The 14110-nt window shown below is 42.8% G+C and carries 17 protein-coding genes; 10 read left to right on the top strand and 7 right to left on the bottom strand.

The features are described from left to right. The first annotated feature begins 13 nt into the window (after positions 1-13). Together HWQ39_RS13425 and HWQ39_RS13420 are read left to right on the top strand one after the other, a co-directional pair. Positions 14-151, top strand: a complete 138-nt coding sequence (locus HWQ39_RS13425) for a hypothetical protein (protein WP_292845350.1) — start codon at positions 14-16, stop codon at positions 149-151. Between the two features lie 267 nt (positions 152-418). After that, positions 419-784 (top strand): hypothetical protein, encoded by a 366-nt coding sequence (locus HWQ39_RS13420; RefSeq protein ID WP_292845347.1) that lies wholly within the window; start codon positions 419-421, stop codon positions 782-784. A gap of 24 nt (positions 785-808) precedes the next feature. Here the strand turns inward: HWQ39_RS13420 and HWQ39_RS13415 are convergent, their stop codons facing one another. Beyond that, complete coding sequence (locus HWQ39_RS13415; RefSeq protein WP_292845344.1) at positions 809-2191, bottom strand: aminopeptidase P family protein; 1383 nt, start codon at positions 2189-2191, stop codon at positions 809-811. A 28-nt stretch (positions 2192-2219) separates the two neighbouring features. Further along, the gene (locus HWQ39_RS13410) at positions 2220-2486 is read right to left on the bottom strand and encodes a hypothetical protein (protein ID WP_292845341.1); all 267 of its coding nucleotides are present in this window, start codon (positions 2484-2486) and stop codon (positions 2220-2222) included. 363 nt (positions 2487-2849) lie between these two features. Here HWQ39_RS13410 and HWQ39_RS13405 point away from each other — a divergent pair, with 363 nt between their 5' ends. The 3 genes from HWQ39_RS13405 (at position 2850) to HWQ39_RS13395 (ending at position 4396) form a co-directional block, all read left to right on the top strand. Next, complete coding sequence (locus HWQ39_RS13405; RefSeq protein ID WP_292845339.1) at positions 2850-3650, top strand: PhzF family phenazine biosynthesis protein; 801 nt, start codon at positions 2850-2852, stop codon at positions 3648-3650. A gap of 42 nt (positions 3651-3692) precedes the next feature. Next, complete coding sequence (locus tag HWQ39_RS13400; protein ID WP_292845337.1) at positions 3693-3863, top strand: hypothetical protein; 171 nt, start codon at positions 3693-3695, stop codon at positions 3861-3863. Positions 3864-3955: 92 nt separating this feature from the next. Beyond that, positions 3956-4396 (top strand): DUF4332 domain-containing protein, encoded by a 441-nt coding sequence (locus HWQ39_RS13395; protein WP_292845334.1) that lies wholly within the window; start codon positions 3956-3958, stop codon positions 4394-4396. A gap of 69 nt (positions 4397-4465) precedes the next feature. On the opposite strand, the gene HWQ39_RS13390 is transcribed toward HWQ39_RS13395, so the two are convergent. Next, positions 4466-5080 (bottom strand): TetR/AcrR family transcriptional regulator, encoded by a 615-nt coding sequence (locus HWQ39_RS13390; protein WP_292845331.1) that lies wholly within the window; start codon positions 5078-5080, stop codon positions 4466-4468. A 151-nt stretch (positions 5081-5231) separates the two neighbouring features. Here HWQ39_RS13390 and HWQ39_RS13385 point away from each other — a divergent pair, with 151 nt between their 5' ends. From HWQ39_RS13385 to HWQ39_RS13370, 4 genes are all read left to right on the top strand, one after another. Further along, positions 5232-6875, top strand: coding sequence for a pitrilysin family protein (locus HWQ39_RS13385; protein WP_292845328.1), 1644 nt, complete (start codon positions 5232-5234; stop codon positions 6873-6875). A 26-nt stretch (positions 6876-6901) separates the two neighbouring features. Further along, a complete protein-coding gene (locus tag HWQ39_RS13380; protein WP_292845677.1) occupies positions 6902-8419 on the top strand; it encodes a pitrilysin family protein in 1518 nt (505 codons plus the stop codon). Positions 8420-8734: 315 nt separating this feature from the next. Continuing rightward, on the top strand, positions 8735-9382 hold the full coding sequence (locus HWQ39_RS13375) for a Uma2 family endonuclease (RefSeq protein ID WP_292845674.1): 648 nt from the start codon (positions 8735-8737) through the stop codon (positions 9380-9382). A 552-nt stretch (positions 9383-9934) separates the two neighbouring features. Next, entirely contained in the window at positions 9935-11137 is a 1203-nt protein-coding gene (locus HWQ39_RS13370; protein WP_292845325.1) for an alpha/beta hydrolase, read from the top strand. A gap of 17 nt (positions 11138-11154) precedes the next feature. Here the strand turns inward: HWQ39_RS13370 and HWQ39_RS13365 are convergent, their stop codons facing one another. Next, a complete protein-coding gene (locus HWQ39_RS13365) occupies positions 11155-11766 on the bottom strand; it encodes a hypothetical protein (protein ID WP_292845322.1) in 612 nt (203 codons plus the stop codon). Positions 11767-12036: 270 nt separating this feature from the next. Between HWQ39_RS13365 and HWQ39_RS13360 the strand changes: the two genes are divergently transcribed. Next, a complete protein-coding gene (locus HWQ39_RS13360; protein ID WP_292845319.1) occupies positions 12037-12468 on the top strand; it encodes a biotin carboxylase in 432 nt (143 codons plus the stop codon). A gap of 186 nt (positions 12469-12654) precedes the next feature. Here the strand turns inward: HWQ39_RS13360 and HWQ39_RS13355 are convergent, their stop codons facing one another. From HWQ39_RS13355 to upp, 3 genes are all read right to left on the bottom strand, one after another. After that, positions 12655-12906 carry a YggT family protein gene (locus HWQ39_RS13355; RefSeq protein WP_292845316.1) on the bottom strand — a complete coding sequence of 84 codons (252 nt, stop codon included), beginning with the start codon at positions 12904-12906 and terminating at the stop codon, positions 12655-12657. A 123-nt stretch (positions 12907-13029) separates the two neighbouring features. Further along, positions 13030-13383, bottom strand: coding sequence for a hypothetical protein (locus HWQ39_RS13350; protein WP_292845671.1), 354 nt, complete (start codon positions 13381-13383; stop codon positions 13030-13032). Positions 13384-13458: 75 nt separating this feature from the next. Next, entirely contained in the window at positions 13459-14109 is a 651-nt protein-coding gene (gene upp, locus HWQ39_RS13345) for a uracil phosphoribosyltransferase (RefSeq protein WP_292845313.1), read from the bottom strand. Between the last annotated feature and the right edge of the window lies 1 nt (position 14110).

Genomic DNA, 14110 nt, shown 5'->3' with positions numbered 1-14110 from the left:
TTGATCTGCATCTTTGTTGCATCGACCTGCACCTTTGTTGCATCGACCTGCATCTTTGTTGCATCGACTTGCACCTTTGTTGCATCGACTTGCACCTTTGTTGCATCGACCTACACCTTTGTTGCATCGACCTGCACCTTTGTTGCATTGACCTACACCTTTGTTGCATTGACCTACACCTTTGTTGCATCAACCTGCACCTTTGTTGCATCGACCTACACCTTTGTTGCATCGACCTGCAAAAATTAACCTACCCTACTTCACGTAGCAACTTTAAAACACTTGTGTGTACACCGTAGGCTTGAAGCCGGGGGGAAATCGAAGTTATTAGTCATTAGCACCAATGACTAATGACTAATAACTATGGGGATGAGGGTTTTTAAATCTTGAAAGTTTCAGTTACCCTGAAACTAAAACTATGCAAATAGCTAAACGTAATGATTGGAAGACAGAACCTATGCCTTCTACATGCACAAATATAACGCTAGAAAAAGTTTACTCACAGGAAGAATTCGACCGGATTGCTGCTGGAGTAATTCCAGAGCAGATGGAAGATAAGTGGTTCATTTTCTATGAATCTCCTTGGCTATACTTGCATCGTAGTTGGACTGGTTTTTGCATTTTCAAAGTGCGTTTTGAGGTGATTGCAGAAAGCGTAAAGATTGCAGAAGTGCAGGTAAATCGAGATCCAGAGGAGTACTCTAACACTGAAGATGAGCGTGATGCCTCTATGTTAAGGATATTGCTGGATTCACGATCTGAACGTGATGTGCAAAGAAGTTAAAAGGGTTTGGCGCATCACATAAACTCAGCCATTGACTAGATTTTCCACACTATCAGCATCGTTTGGCAATGCGGCTGTTAAGACTTCGCTGCCTTCTGTAGTAACTAAAACATCATCTTCAATACGAATTCCGCGAACATCGGCAAATTCAGATAAACGTTGCCAATTCACCACATTCTGATATTTTGAACGGACATTAGGATCATTTAAAATTGCTGGTACTTGATAAAAACCAGGCTCAATTGTGACTAACATTCCTGGACGCAGGGGACGATTTAAACGCAGGTAGCTTAAGCCAAAGCGATCGCTTCTTGAACGTCCCTCTTCATACCCTGCTAAATCACCTAAATCTTCCATATCATGGACATCTAAACCCAGTAGATGACCAATACCATGAGGAAAAAACAGCGCGTGGGCATCGATTTCTACTAAATCTTGGGGATTTCCTTGTAAAATACCTAGTTCTACTAAACCTTCTGCGATCGCTGTAGCTGCTAGCAAATGAATATCCCCATACTCTACACCGGGCTGTATTTTGGCAATGCAGGCATCATGGGCTGCCAACACCACATTATAAATATCTCTTTGAGTAGATGAAAACTTCCCTGAAACTGGCCACGTGCGTGTTACATCACCTGCCCAACCCATCTCGGTTTCAGCGCCAACATCGGCAAGCAGTAAATCACCTGGTTGCAAACTATGGTGATAATGCTCGTTATGCAAAACTTCACCGTGAACAGTGACAATACTGTTGTAAGAGGTGGTCATATTGTGAGCAATAATTACCCCTTCCATCGCTGCCCTAACTTCTGCTTCTAGTTTGGCTTGCGGTGTTGCAGCCATCCCAGCTTTGTGGGCTTCTACAGTCACAGCAGCAGCTTTTCGCAACTCGGTTAATGCCGCATCATCGTGGATCAGGCGGAGAGAAACGATCGCCTTAGCTAACTCCAAGTCAATTCCTTGGGGAGGACTTTGCGGTAAAACCCATTTATTTAATATCTGTGATTGCTGTGTCCAAGTAGCTGCATCTTGAGCAGCAAGCGTAGCGGCATCTTCTACCCAAGACTCTAATTCTGCCATTGGCCCTGCCACATCCGCCCCAATCTTTTCGGCTATTTCCTCGCGCGTTGGCATTTCTCCATGCCAAAGGGCGCTGCTGGCTGATGGGTCGTCGATGAATAATTCTAGCTTGCCTGCTTCTAGACGAATTGCCGCCTTTGATAATGGCAGTCCGGCAAAATAGAGAAAATGACTGCTAGCACGAAACGGAAAGGAATTTGCGGGAAAGTTGCGCGGATTGTTGCTACCTGACCACAGAATTACTGGAAAATCAATGAGGTTGGCTAGTTGTTGGCGGCGGCGGCGTAAAGTCTCGATGAGGGAAGTAGAAGTTTGTGGGATAAGCATAAATTTAAGGTGATAGTTTTACCTTTATTTAGTCGTTATCGTCTTTATCGTCATCTTTTTTATCATCCTTGCGATCGCCATCTTTTTGATCATTTTTGCGATCGCTATGTTTATCATCATTATCTTTGTCGTTCTGCTTTGCCTGCTTAGGCTGTTGGCTAGGTTGTACGACTGGTTTTTGTTGCTCAGTTGGAACAGGTGGCTGTGGTACTTCAACAACACAGCTAACTAATCCTCCAGAAATTAGCGCTAAGTTGAACGCAGCAAAGATGCTTCTGAAGATTTTTATCCTCATATTTTTGTTTTGCTTTAACATTGACTCTAGTTTTTGGAGATTGTATTCCTAATTTATAAGGTACTGTATATAACGGTTCTCATTTGGATTAACACAACGTAGTAGCGTAGCAAGGCTAAAATGCTGCGAAAAATTGTATGTTGGGGAGCCACTGCGTTCATTGGTGTCAACTTAACGCGAAACCGCTTGTCCGCCGGGAATTTCAATTCCCGTCTCATCGCTAAAGTCATCTGAAGATGACTAGATATCGTCAAAAATCTCCAGTCTACTTCAGTAGACCACCAATGCACTGCGTTGCGCTACGTCTAAATTTATTTATGGGAATCATTAATTTTGAATTTGGAGCGAAGCGACGTGACTTTAATGGGACAAATCATTACTCAAGTTGATGCTTTTACTAATACACCTTTTGCAGGTAATCCTGCTGCTGTCTGTGTTTTGCCTACTCTCCAAGATGAAGGCTGGATGCAGAACGTAGCCCAAGAGATGAATTTATCTGAGACGGCTTTTCTAGTCAGACAGGATGATGGTTTCAATCTGCGTTGGTTTACGCCCACAGTGGAAGTACCGCTTTGTGGTCATGCAACTTTAGCTAGCGCCCATGTACTTTGGTCAGAAGGACATTTGTTGCCTGATGAAGTTGCACGTTTTTATACCAAAAGTGGAGTGTTGATTGCAAAGTTGCAAGGTGAGTGGATTGAATTAAATTTTCCTGTGAATCACTCACAAGCAGCGATCGCACCTCCAGAACTTAGTGAAGCTTTGGGTGTACCATCCAAATCTGTCTTCCAAAATTCCCTCGGCTATTTAGTGGAATTAGAATCTGAAGAATTGGTACGGCAAGTACAGCCCAATTTCCAACTCCTGAAAACGTTGTCTATTGGTGATGTAATCGTCACTAGCACCGCCAATTCTGATTCCAAATATGATTTCGTCTCGCGCTTCTTTGCACCGAAATTAGGTATTAATGAAGACCCGGTGACTGGGGCGGCTCATTCTTGCCTTGCTGCCTTCTGGCGCGATCGCTTGCACAAAAATGAGTTTTTGGCTTATCAGGCATCCAGTCGCGGCGGTGTAGTGAAGGTATATTATGATGGGGGCGATCGCGTCTTTCTCTCTGGACAAGCGGTAACTGTGCTGCGAGGCGAGTTAATTACCGCCTAAACCTCATAGACTAATTAATTTTTGCAAGCCGATGCGATCGTATTGTCAGACAAAACAATCGCATTGTCAGCCGAAACAATCGCATTGTTAGGCGAAACAATCGCATTGTTAGTCAAAACAATCGCATTGTCAGGCGAAACAATCGTATTGTCAGGCGAAACAATGGCATTGTTAGGCGAAACAATCCTATTGCAGAAGATTGAGTTAGAATAGCACGGCAATACAAACACTAAATCGCAAAAGTACGCTTTTGCCAAGAAACAACTGTCACAATATTTAAACAAGCCTATATTTTTATTTTAAAAATGTCTGCTAAGCACAAAGATAGTAGAACTACTATCCAATCTCGTGATTGGCCAATTGAGCAATTACCTGGACTGAGCCACGAAGAACAATCTCAACTGCAAAATTGTGGAATTACCAGCACAGTAGCGCTATTTAAACAAGGTAAAACTCTAGAGTCAAGACTAGCATTAGCAAATAAACTACAGATTCATCTTCAGTATGTAAATAAATGGATGGCTTTAGCTGACTTGGCACGTATTCCCAGCGTAGGGACACAATATTGTGGTTTATTGCTCCATGCGGGTATTGGTTCTGTGGTGCAATTAGCTCAAACTCCCACTCACAGATTGCACCAACAAATTATGCGCTTGCAAGTAGCCACAATGCAGCGCCGAGATTTGTGTCCAGCAATTGAGCTAGTACAGCAGTGGAGTCAGCAAGCGAAAACAATAATTAGTTAGGAGTGAGGAGTGAGAAGTGAGGAGTTAAAATTCATTACTCATTACTCATTACTCATTACTCCTCCCTCATTACTCTTTAACCAAGACACCATTCAGGAAAATATCAGCAAGTCCTTCAGCCATTTCCTGCATTTGTTGAGGGGAGGCGTCAGGCTCGATGACGGTGTTGTTAGAAAAACCTGCGATCGCAAACATTCCTAAAAAAACTTTTGCAACTAGCTTGGCATCTCCTTGACGATAAATACCTTTATCCATTGCTGTTTGAAAGAATGCTTCACCCACATCAGTCATTTTGGTAATGACTTCTAATTGAATGCGATCGCGTAAATCGGGGTGAAACTGCACCTCCATAAAACAAACACGCATCAAATCGGCATTTTTTTGGAAATTCCACATCCGGCGGCGCATCACCTGCGCTACGGCTTTATAGCTGCCCATTTCACTTAACTCTGTGAGCAAATCGGTAAGAATCTCTACCCATCCACTCGTGGCTACTTCCACCAAAATCGCTTTTTTAGTGGGAAAATGACGAAATAGAGTGCCTTCAGCTACACCTGCTGCTTGTGCTAAATCGCGGGTGGTAGTACCATCAAATCCCTGAGAGGCAAACAACCGTTGTGCAGCCTCTAAAATCCGGGTGCGCGTCTGAGCCTCTGAAGGTGGGGAAGAATTAAAAATTCGCATAACAGTTATGGTTAGATATCCGTAACAGGATTTGTAGCATTATTGTCTAACGTTAGGCATAAAGAGCCACTGAAAGCTAAATACAAGATTAACGCTCTTTTGCTAAGTATCCTGTTTTTTGAGTAATGTAACTTTATCGTAGTTTTCGCTTATGAGCCAGAGCAGTCGGTCAATTTTGGATTTTAAATTAAAGATTTTGGATTGGTCAGATCGAGTATCTGTCATATTGCGGCGGTTGTCGATCGCTTTGTTGACTTGGATCATCTTCTCGTGGGGATTGCTACCAGAAGTTGCTCTAGCTCAAACTCAGACAGCACCCCCTCCTCAAGAAACCAAAACTCAAACCCCGCCAGTTCAAAGTTCGATCCAACCTTATCTAGATCGAGTCATCAAGCAGTTAACGGAATTTCGCCTCGACAATGGTTTGAAATTCATTGTCTTGGAACGCCATCAAGCGCCTGTAGTTTCTTTTCTCACATACGCAAATGTTGGTGGTGTCGATGAGGCCGATGGCAAAACAGGTGTAGCTCACTTTCTCGAACATTTGGCGTTCAAAGGTACAACGCGCATCGGTACGCAAGACTATAAAAAAGAAAAACCGCTACTAGAAGCCTTAGAGCAGTTGAATGCTCAAATTAAAACCGCGAAAGCCAATGGCAGAAAAGCTGAGGTTATTCGGTTACAAACTGAGTTTGAGCAAGTGGAGTCGCAAGCAGCCAAGCTAGTCAAGCAAAACGAATTGGGGCAAATTGTCGAACAAGCGGGAGGCGTGGGTTTAAATGCTAATACTTCTACTGAAGCCACTCGTTATTTTTATAGCTTTCCTGCCAATAAGCTAGAACTTTGGATGTCGTTGGAGTCGGAACGATTTCTCGATCCGGTAATTCGTCGTGAATTTTATAAAGAGAAAGATGTAATTTTAGAAGAACGACGGATGCGGGTGGAAAATTCCCCCATTGGCTTGATGGTGGAAAAATTTATCGATACGGCTTACAAAGTTCATCCCTACAGGCGTCCGGTGATTGGTTATGACGAAGATATTCGCAATCTGACACCAGAAGATGTCCAGAATTTTTTTGATACTCACTATGTACCAAGTAATTTGACTATTGCCATTGTCGGAGATGTCAATCCCGCTCAAGTGAAAAAACTGGCGCAAACTTATTTTGGCCGCTTTCAGGCAAAAAGCAAAGCTGTGGAAAAAATTTCGGTGGAACCGCCACAAAAACAAACACAGGAAGTTACTTTACAGCTATCTTCTCAACCCTGGTATTTAGAAGGTTATCACCGTCCGGCTGTGACTCATCCAGATAATGCAATCTATGAAATTATTGGCAGTTTATTAAGTGATGGACGCACGTCGCGGCTATATAAGTCTTTGGTAGAAAAGCAGCGTTTGGCGTTAAGTGCCCAAGGTTATAGCGGATTTCCTGGAGATAAGTACCCAAACCTGATATTTTTCTATGCTCTCACGGCTCCTGGTCATACAGTTGATGAGTTGGCGGTGGCTTTGCGTCAAGAAATTGACAAATTAAAAACTGAGCCTGTAGCGACAGCTGATTTAGAACGGGTGAAAACCCAAGCACGGGCAAGTTTGTTGCGTACCCTCGATTCTAATACGGGGATGGCTCAACAATTAGTGGAATATGAGGTGAAAACTGGCTCTTGGCGGAATTTGTTTAAGCAGTTGGATGATATTGCAGCCGTGACAACGACTGATATTGAGCGGGTGGCAAAGGAGACGTTTACGCCAGAAAATCGCACGATTGGGAAGTTGTTGTCGAAAGAAGCATGAGAAACGAACCGCAAAGGAAGAGAGATATGCAGAGGTTTAAGGTGAAGGGTAAAAGGCAGATAGGGTTGAAAATCCAAAATAGGAAGGGGCTGATTTATGCTTTGGTTGCTGTTTTTGCGTGTTTACTTTTAACTTGTAATTTTTCTTTGGCAGCGACGACTGAGGCAAAACATTATACAGACTTGCAACTGCCACCGCTACCTGAGATTAAGTTACCTAAGTATGAACGGTTTGTGCTGCAAAACGGTTTGGTTGTCTATTTGATGGAGGATCATGAGTTACCGTTGGTGAATGGAACGGCCTTTGTACGCACAGGGAATCGCTTAGAACCACCGGAGAAAGTCGGGTTGGCTGGTTTGACAGGCGCGGTAATGCGAACTGGAGGAACTAAGCAGCATTCGGCTGATGAACTCAACGAGATATTAGAACAACGAGCGGCATCTGTAGAAGCTAGTATTGGTGAAGCTTCTGGTGGTGCTAGCTTTGACGCACTCAGCGAAGATTTAGAAACGGTGTTTGGGCTGTTTGCAGAGGTGCTGCGATCGCCTGTATTTGCTCAAGAAAAGCTAGACTTAGCTAAGACACAAGCCAAAGGTGGCATTGCCCGTCGTAATGACAATCCAGATGGGATTGCTAATCGAGAATTTAAAAAATTGATCTATGGCAAAGATAGCCCGTACTCTCGCACTATCGAGTATGCAACGGTTGATAAAGTTGAACGTGAGGATTTGCTCAAGTTTTATCAACAATATTTTCACCCCAATAATATAATTTTGGGGATTGTGGGCGATTTTGATAGTAAGAAAATGCGATCGCTCGTTCAAGCTAAGTTTGGTAATTGGCAGCGTAATCCAGGTATTGCTAAACCCACATTACCAAAGGTTTTGCCAGCTAATACAGGTGGAGTCTTTTTTGTCAATCAGCCACAACTAACGCAAAGTAGTGTGCTTATCGGCCATTTAGGCGGACGTTTCGACAATCCCGATTATGCAGCGCTAGATGTATTAAATGGGGTGTTAAATGGATTTGGTGGACGCTTATTTAATGAATTGCGATCGCGTCAAGGTTTAGCATACTCTGTCTACGGGCAGTGGAGTCCCCGCTACGATTATCCTGGCGTCTTTGTTGCTGGTGGACAAACGCGATCGGATGCTACCGTTCAGTTTGTCAAAGCTTTACAAGCTGAAATCAAGCGTACCCAAACTCAAAGAGTGACAGCAAAAGAATTAGCTTTTGCTAAAGAGTCTACACTCAACTCCTTTGTGTTCAACTTTCAAGACCCCAGCCAAACCTTATCACGGTTGATGCGATACGAATATTACGGCTATCCTGCTGATTTTCTCTTTCGCTATCAAAAAGCCGTCGCCGCCACCACGGCTGCTGATGTGCAACGGGTAGCACGAGAATACCTCAAACCAGAAAAAATTGTGACTTTAGTCGTGGGGAATCAAACCGCCATTCAACCACCGTTGACACAGCTAGCAGCAAAGGTGATACCAATAGATGTAACGATTCCTGGTTCGCAGCCACAGGCGAAGAATTAATCCCGTAGATAGGTTAAGACTCAATATACAAATAAAATCGCAGGTTCAGAACCCCGACTTCTTTCAAAAGTCGGGGTTTTTATTGTTCAGATAATTTTTTTGATTATCAGGAAATGACTGAGGACAAATTGGAGTAAGAACTAGAAACTAAATCAGGAACCAAAACCTCTGGGAATTCCAGAGGTTTTTTCTTTACTCTGGTTTTTTGGAGCGATCGCCTCAGTATACACTAGCCATGAAGCCGCAAAATTATCGCAGCACATTAGTCAACTAGAGTAAGCTAAATTTAGGTTTCAGCTATTGGGAGTGGAAATGATGTTGTTGGAATTAAAGCGCATCCATGTTCCACCAGGACAAAGAGTGCTACTGCGAGATGTAACCTGGCAAGAATTAGAAGCAATTCTAGAGGATTTAGGAGAACACCGAGCAGCAAGAATTGCTTATGCTCGGGGAATACTGGAGATTATGGCCCCACTGCCAGAACATGAAGACGATAAAGAAATTATTAGCGATTTAGTCAAAGCTCTTTTGGAAGAATTAGACATTGAGTTTAGATGCCTTGGTTCTACCACTTTCAAAAACCAAGCAATGGCTCAAGGTATAGAACCAGATCAGTGTTTTTATATAAAAAATGAATCTAAGATTCGCGGCAAGAAGCGGCTAGATTTAGCAGTAGATCCTCCTCCAGATTTAGCTCTAGAAATTGATATTACTTCTCGCACTCATCCTAATATTTATAAAGCGCTAAAAGTGCCTGAACTTTGGCGTTTCGAGCGAGGAAAGCTCCAAATTAATGTTTTGCAAGATGGTCATTATGTAGAATCTCAGCAAAGCCTAAATTTTCCTCTATTCTCACTAATTGAAGCAATTCCCCAACATTTAGAGCAAAGTATAACAGCAGGCAGAAATGCAACGCTCAAAGCTTTTCGTATTTGGGTACAAAAACAGATACAACAGCAATAATTTATGCTGTTATTAACATTCATAATATACATTGGTTTTCAACACAAACTAAGTCTCAAAGCCAGGTTTAAAGGCTATTTTACTTCTGACTTCTGAATTCTGCTGTATAACTATAGCTTCGTTTACGTGAAGTACACCCGTAAGGAACATGCCCATTGGTGTTAACTTAACGGGAAACGGGCGGTTAGAAACCGCGTCTATACAAATAAAACCCACGGAGGTGGGTTTCAAACCCTTAATTTGACTTTAGTCCGCGTTCGCGTAACGTTCCGCAGGAAAGGCGGACAATGCCAATAGCTTCAGTCTACTAAAGTAGACTGAAGCTATTGGCGATATTTAGTCATCTTCAGATGACTTTAGCTATGAGGCGGGAATTTCAATCCCCGACGGACGAGCGGTTTCGCATTAAGTTGACACCAATGACCGTGGCCCTACACCTTACGATATAATTTTGTACCGCATCTGAATAGGAATCCGCTATAACTATTGCTAACCTTAGCATTAGCGATTAAATTGTACTTTTTTTGAGTCATTCTTGCCGAACTTTAATCTATGTTTGCTAAACCCAAAATACTTTTATCCTGGTTGGCATTATTACTCAGTTTTGCCAGTCTAATTCTTAGTTCTTGGATTATTCTTCCTGCTCCAAATATGTTTTTACTCACCTTAGCAGTAGGAGCGCCAGAAATCAGTCCTTGGTTATTTTTATTAAATTTGCTTTTTTTATTGTTGTCTTTATTTTATATTCGTCGCCGTCAAATACAACGTATAGTTTGCATTTTCAGTTTAATTGGATTATTAATTTGTGGATGGGTGCTAATAAATATCCCAGCAACTCAAATACAGATGGCTAAAGCCATGAAACAAGGGCTTGGAGCAAATTATCTAGAGCAAATTCCACCGCAAGTCAGGGTGAAAATGCAAACCCATCCCTTTGACTTAGTTAATTTTTCCCGGGGTATTCCATTAGGTAAAACGCGCCATCAAAAAGATATTCTCTTTGCTTCTCCTGCGGGAGTGCCTTTAAAAATGGAAGTTTACCAACCCTTAGAGGTAGGAAAATATCCAGTAGTGGTAGTAATTTATGGTGGAGCTTGGCAATATGGCAATCCTCATGCCAATTCTGAGTTTAATCAATATATTGCTAATCATGGATATACGGTATTTGCGATCGATTATCGACACGCACCTCAATATCAGTTTCCATCTCAGTTAGATGATGTGCGTACAGCCCTGAATTTTATTCGCAAACATGCGGCTGAATATGAAGCTGATTCAGAACGTATGGTACTTTTAGGACGTTCTGCGGGGGCACATCTAGCAATGTTAGCGGCTTATCAAACAGATGCACCACCCATCCGTGCTGTAGTGAATTATTACGGGCCTGTTGACTTAACAGAAGGATACAAAACACCGCCAAATCCCGATCCTATAAATAGCCGCGCTGTTTTAAAAGCATTTCTTGGTGGTTCTGTAGAAGAATTGCCTAATCAGTATGAAATTGCTTCACCGATAAATTACCTAACGCACCCTTTACCACCAACTTTATTAATTTACGGCAGTCGTGACCATTTGGTGCAAGCGCGATTTGGCAGACAGATGTATGAACGTTTACATAACTCTGGTAATACTGCGGTTTTTCTAGAAATTCCTTGGGCGGAACACGCTTTTGATGCCGTTTTCAACGGTGTGAGCAATCAATTAGCGTTATATTATACTGAGAGATTTTTAGCTTGGGCGTTGTTCAAGCATTAAAAACTCAGCATTCCTTACTACTTTTGAGGCCAGCGCCAGTTATAGCGATTCCATTCATAAATTCCTTGAATTTCATACTCAGCGCCGTTGAAGAAGCGGACGACGCAATTAGTAGAGGAATCATTGCGCTCGCTAATTTCCTCAACCTGAATCACCATACAGGGAAACCATTCGCGCTGACAAGGCCCATCCTCTTGCACCCATTCCCATAGTGCATTAGAAACTTCAATGCGATCGCCTACTCTTAACTTTAGTGCATCCTCAAAATAAGAATACTTGTCAAAATGGCACGCCTCAACCCGATTCAACCACTGTAAACCATAGCGTTGGCGAATGAATTGCACCTTTCCAGAGTCATTTTCCAGCAACCAGTCGTTGAGTAATTGCACTTTCCAAGTACGGTTGCGTTGTTCTTCATCCTTAACAAATTGTAAAAATGCTTCTAACTCCTCTGGGGTAAGTTCATCTAAGGGATTAGCAATATTTACCATCCCAGAGGTAGAATTTCCCTGAATTTGCTCGACCAGTCGCAGTAATATCTGTTTCTGCGTGTCAGTGAGAGGACAGCTTGCGGCATCACAACTATTAAAGGCTGCAAGCATAGCTGTTTCAATCTCATCTGGAGTCATAATTTAATAGCAATTGAGGGCTTATTTCCCTAATTATTACAAAAGTTAAATTAAAGTCTCCAATCCCTTTGTCGTTAAATCTGGACATAATTAGGGTTTGCTGAAAAAGTCTTTTCGTGAGGGCTAAGAGGCAGAAGGCAGGAGGGGAGTTAATAGTAGAGCAGGTATTTGCAATTGCAATCAATCAGGGAAGTAGAGAAACCGAGTAGGGGTATGTTGTAAGCTGAGGTTGTAAGTTAAATCATTATTAAATTAAGTCACGGGGTTTTTATGCAGTTGCGCTCACTCACGGTCATTTTTATTTCCTGTCTCATCACCTTTCTATCATGGGTGATTGTTCCCCCAGCTATAGCCCTGACACAGATTAAACTATTTGATGTCTCTTATAAAGATTGCCCACCAGAACTTGCAGAAGGGGCTGTTCTCAGCAGTGGTAGTGCAGCGGCTAATTGTTTTATTGTCATTGGCAAGGCAGAAAATGGCACTAATAAAACAGTCTACGACGCAGATATTTTTGGACGTATCTATGATGCCAATAATGACTCAGTGATGCAAAACCGCACTCGCTTAGGCTCCATTACCGAGGTGCCACCAGGTATTAGCGATTTTGAATTGAGAATTTCTGTAGCTGCGAATCAGCCTACTCCGTTGAAGCTGAAGCAGTTTAAGGCTGCTGGCTTTAGCGGTCAAGTACGTAAGTAAAGCCGTCTTAGAAGGACGGGGTTTTAAACCCAGGTTTTCGATAAAATACTCGGAAATTCTGGAATATAGCGTCAGTTTTCAATTATCGCATCCATAATTAGACTTGAGATTGTATAAGTCTGAGCTGGTTAGCCCAGACCTAAAATTCATCAGTTGAACATGGAGCAAACTGCAAATTCTGTGTTATCAGATGGATTGCAGACCACCACCTACTATTTGAAGCAGTATAATAGCTAACATTGCTGAAAAGTCTATACCGCCCAAAGGGGGAATGATTGAGCGGAACAGATTCAAATAAGGATCGGTTATCTGGCTCAAAGTGGCAAATGGTTGGTTGTACCAGTTGATATTGGGGAACCAGGTCAATAAAACCCGAATAATTAGCAGAACAGTATAAATCTGGATGAAACTGGCCAGAGTGTTAATCAGAAGGTACATGGATTTGTTGGTTTCCTACTAAGTGTCAAACGCGGTCTTATCTTTTAATTTTAATTTAGTCCATGTCATGTTTGCGGATTCCATATTTACCACACTTGACACTTTCACCACGCCTAAACAAACTCAGGAGTCTTTAGTGAGGGAGCGGTCATTGCTTGGTTGGGGTGAACTACTTTTTACGTTCCCTAGTTGATTTCGCACTTCGTCAATTGTGGCATTTAGCTGGGCAATCTTATCTTCTAGTGATCGCCTGGCCGTTTCTATACTGTTGCTCTCACTTTCTGAGGCTTTCATCTGACGCCGCTTTGCTACTATTTTCTTCGCTTCGCCTTGGCTATCTGTCAGTTCTGTTTCTTTTTCTGCTAGCAATTCTGGCTCGCGTCGAGAAACAATCAGTGCCCCGATCACACCGCCAAATACCCCACCAACAAAGGCCCCTGCTAAAAAGCCACTGCCAAAACCATCTCGCTGACTCATATCTTTACCGCCTTCAACAAACCTTGCAACTTTTACAGTACTTATGCCATTTTCCTGCCCTAGCTGCATAGTAGCTTAAGTCCCAAAGATGCGATCGCCTGCATCTCCCAATCCCGGTACAATATACCCCTTGCTATTTAGTTTTTCGTCAATAGTAGCGGTGTAAATTATTAAACCCGGATAAGCTTCACTCAGTTTTTGCAAAGCGGGTGGAGCCGCCACTACACAAATAATCCGTATCAGAGATGGATCGGCCCCCCGTTGTGTCAATTCTGCCATTGCTGCCATGATTGACCCTCCTGTTGCCAACATTGGATCAGTAACTAACACTCGTGTTTGAGGGTCAAATTTTTCTGGTAACTTGTTCAGATAACAATGAGGTTGCAGTGTCTCTTCATCTCGTGCCAAGCCAAAATGATAAATCGATGCTAAAGGTAATAAAGTCTGCGCTCCCTCTAGTAATCCTAAGCCTGCCCGGAGAATCGGCACTACTGCCATCGGTACTTGCGGATCAATCACCGTTGCGGGACAAGTATCTAAGGGACTCTGCACTGCCGTTTCTTGGGTCGGCAACCAGTCTCGCGCAGCTTCATAAGTTAGCCATCTTCCCAACTCAGTCATCGCACTGCGGAACAATACTGAAGGCGTGCCGGCATCACGGGCAACTGCTAGCCAGTGTTTGATCAGGGGATGCGGTGGAACATAAACGCGCAATTGTAGCGTCATA

Source organism: Nostoc sp. NMS8 (genome assembly GCF_017115045.1).
Classification (GTDB): domain Bacteria; phylum Cyanobacteriota; class Cyanobacteriia; order Cyanobacteriales; family Nostocaceae; genus Nostoc.
The sequence above is the reverse complement of the archived record's forward strand: the minus strand, read 5'-3'. Positions and strand labels throughout refer to the sequence as shown.

Excerpts from the sequence above, each read along its gene's own strand:
- HWQ39_RS13420 (WP_292845347.1), top strand. The coding sequence starts at position 419 with ATGCAAATAGCTAAACGTAATGATTGGAAGACAGAACCTATGCCTTCT.
- HWQ39_RS13415 (WP_292845344.1), bottom strand. The coding sequence starts at position 2,191 with ATGCTTATCCCACAAACTTCTACTTCCCTCATCGAGACTTTACGCCGC.
- HWQ39_RS13410 (WP_292845341.1), bottom strand. The coding sequence starts at position 2,486 with ATGAGGATAAAAATCTTCAGAAGCATCTTTGCTGCGTTCAACTTAGCG.
- HWQ39_RS13405 (WP_292845339.1), top strand. The coding sequence starts at position 2,850 with ATGGGACAAATCATTACTCAAGTTGATGCTTTTACTAATACACCTTTT.
- HWQ39_RS13395 (WP_292845334.1), top strand. The coding sequence starts at position 3,956 with ATGTCTGCTAAGCACAAAGATAGTAGAACTACTATCCAATCTCGTGAT.
- HWQ39_RS13390 (WP_292845331.1), bottom strand. The coding sequence starts at position 5,080 with ATGCGAATTTTTAATTCTTCCCCACCTTCAGAGGCTCAGACGCGCACC.
- HWQ39_RS13385 (WP_292845328.1), top strand. The coding sequence starts at position 5,232 with ATGAGCCAGAGCAGTCGGTCAATTTTGGATTTTAAATTAAAGATTTTG.
- HWQ39_RS13380 (WP_292845677.1), top strand. The coding sequence starts at position 6,902 with ATGCAGAGGTTTAAGGTGAAGGGTAAAAGGCAGATAGGGTTGAAAATC.
- HWQ39_RS13375 (WP_292845674.1), top strand. The coding sequence starts at position 8,735 with ATGTTGTTGGAATTAAAGCGCATCCATGTTCCACCAGGACAAAGAGTG.
- HWQ39_RS13370 (WP_292845325.1), top strand. The coding sequence starts at position 9,935 with ATGTTTGCTAAACCCAAAATACTTTTATCCTGGTTGGCATTATTACTC.
- HWQ39_RS13365 (WP_292845322.1), bottom strand. The coding sequence starts at position 11,766 with ATGACTCCAGATGAGATTGAAACAGCTATGCTTGCAGCCTTTAATAGT.
- HWQ39_RS13360 (WP_292845319.1), top strand. The coding sequence starts at position 12,037 with ATGCAGTTGCGCTCACTCACGGTCATTTTTATTTCCTGTCTCATCACC.
- HWQ39_RS13355 (WP_292845316.1), bottom strand. The coding sequence starts at position 12,906 with ATGTACCTTCTGATTAACACTCTGGCCAGTTTCATCCAGATTTATACT.
- HWQ39_RS13350 (WP_292845671.1), bottom strand. The coding sequence starts at position 13,383 with ATGAGTCAGCGAGATGGTTTTGGCAGTGGCTTTTTAGCAGGGGCCTTT.
- upp (WP_292845313.1), bottom strand. The coding sequence starts at position 14,109 with ATGACGCTACAATTGCGCGTTTATGTTCCACCGCATCCCCTGATCAAA.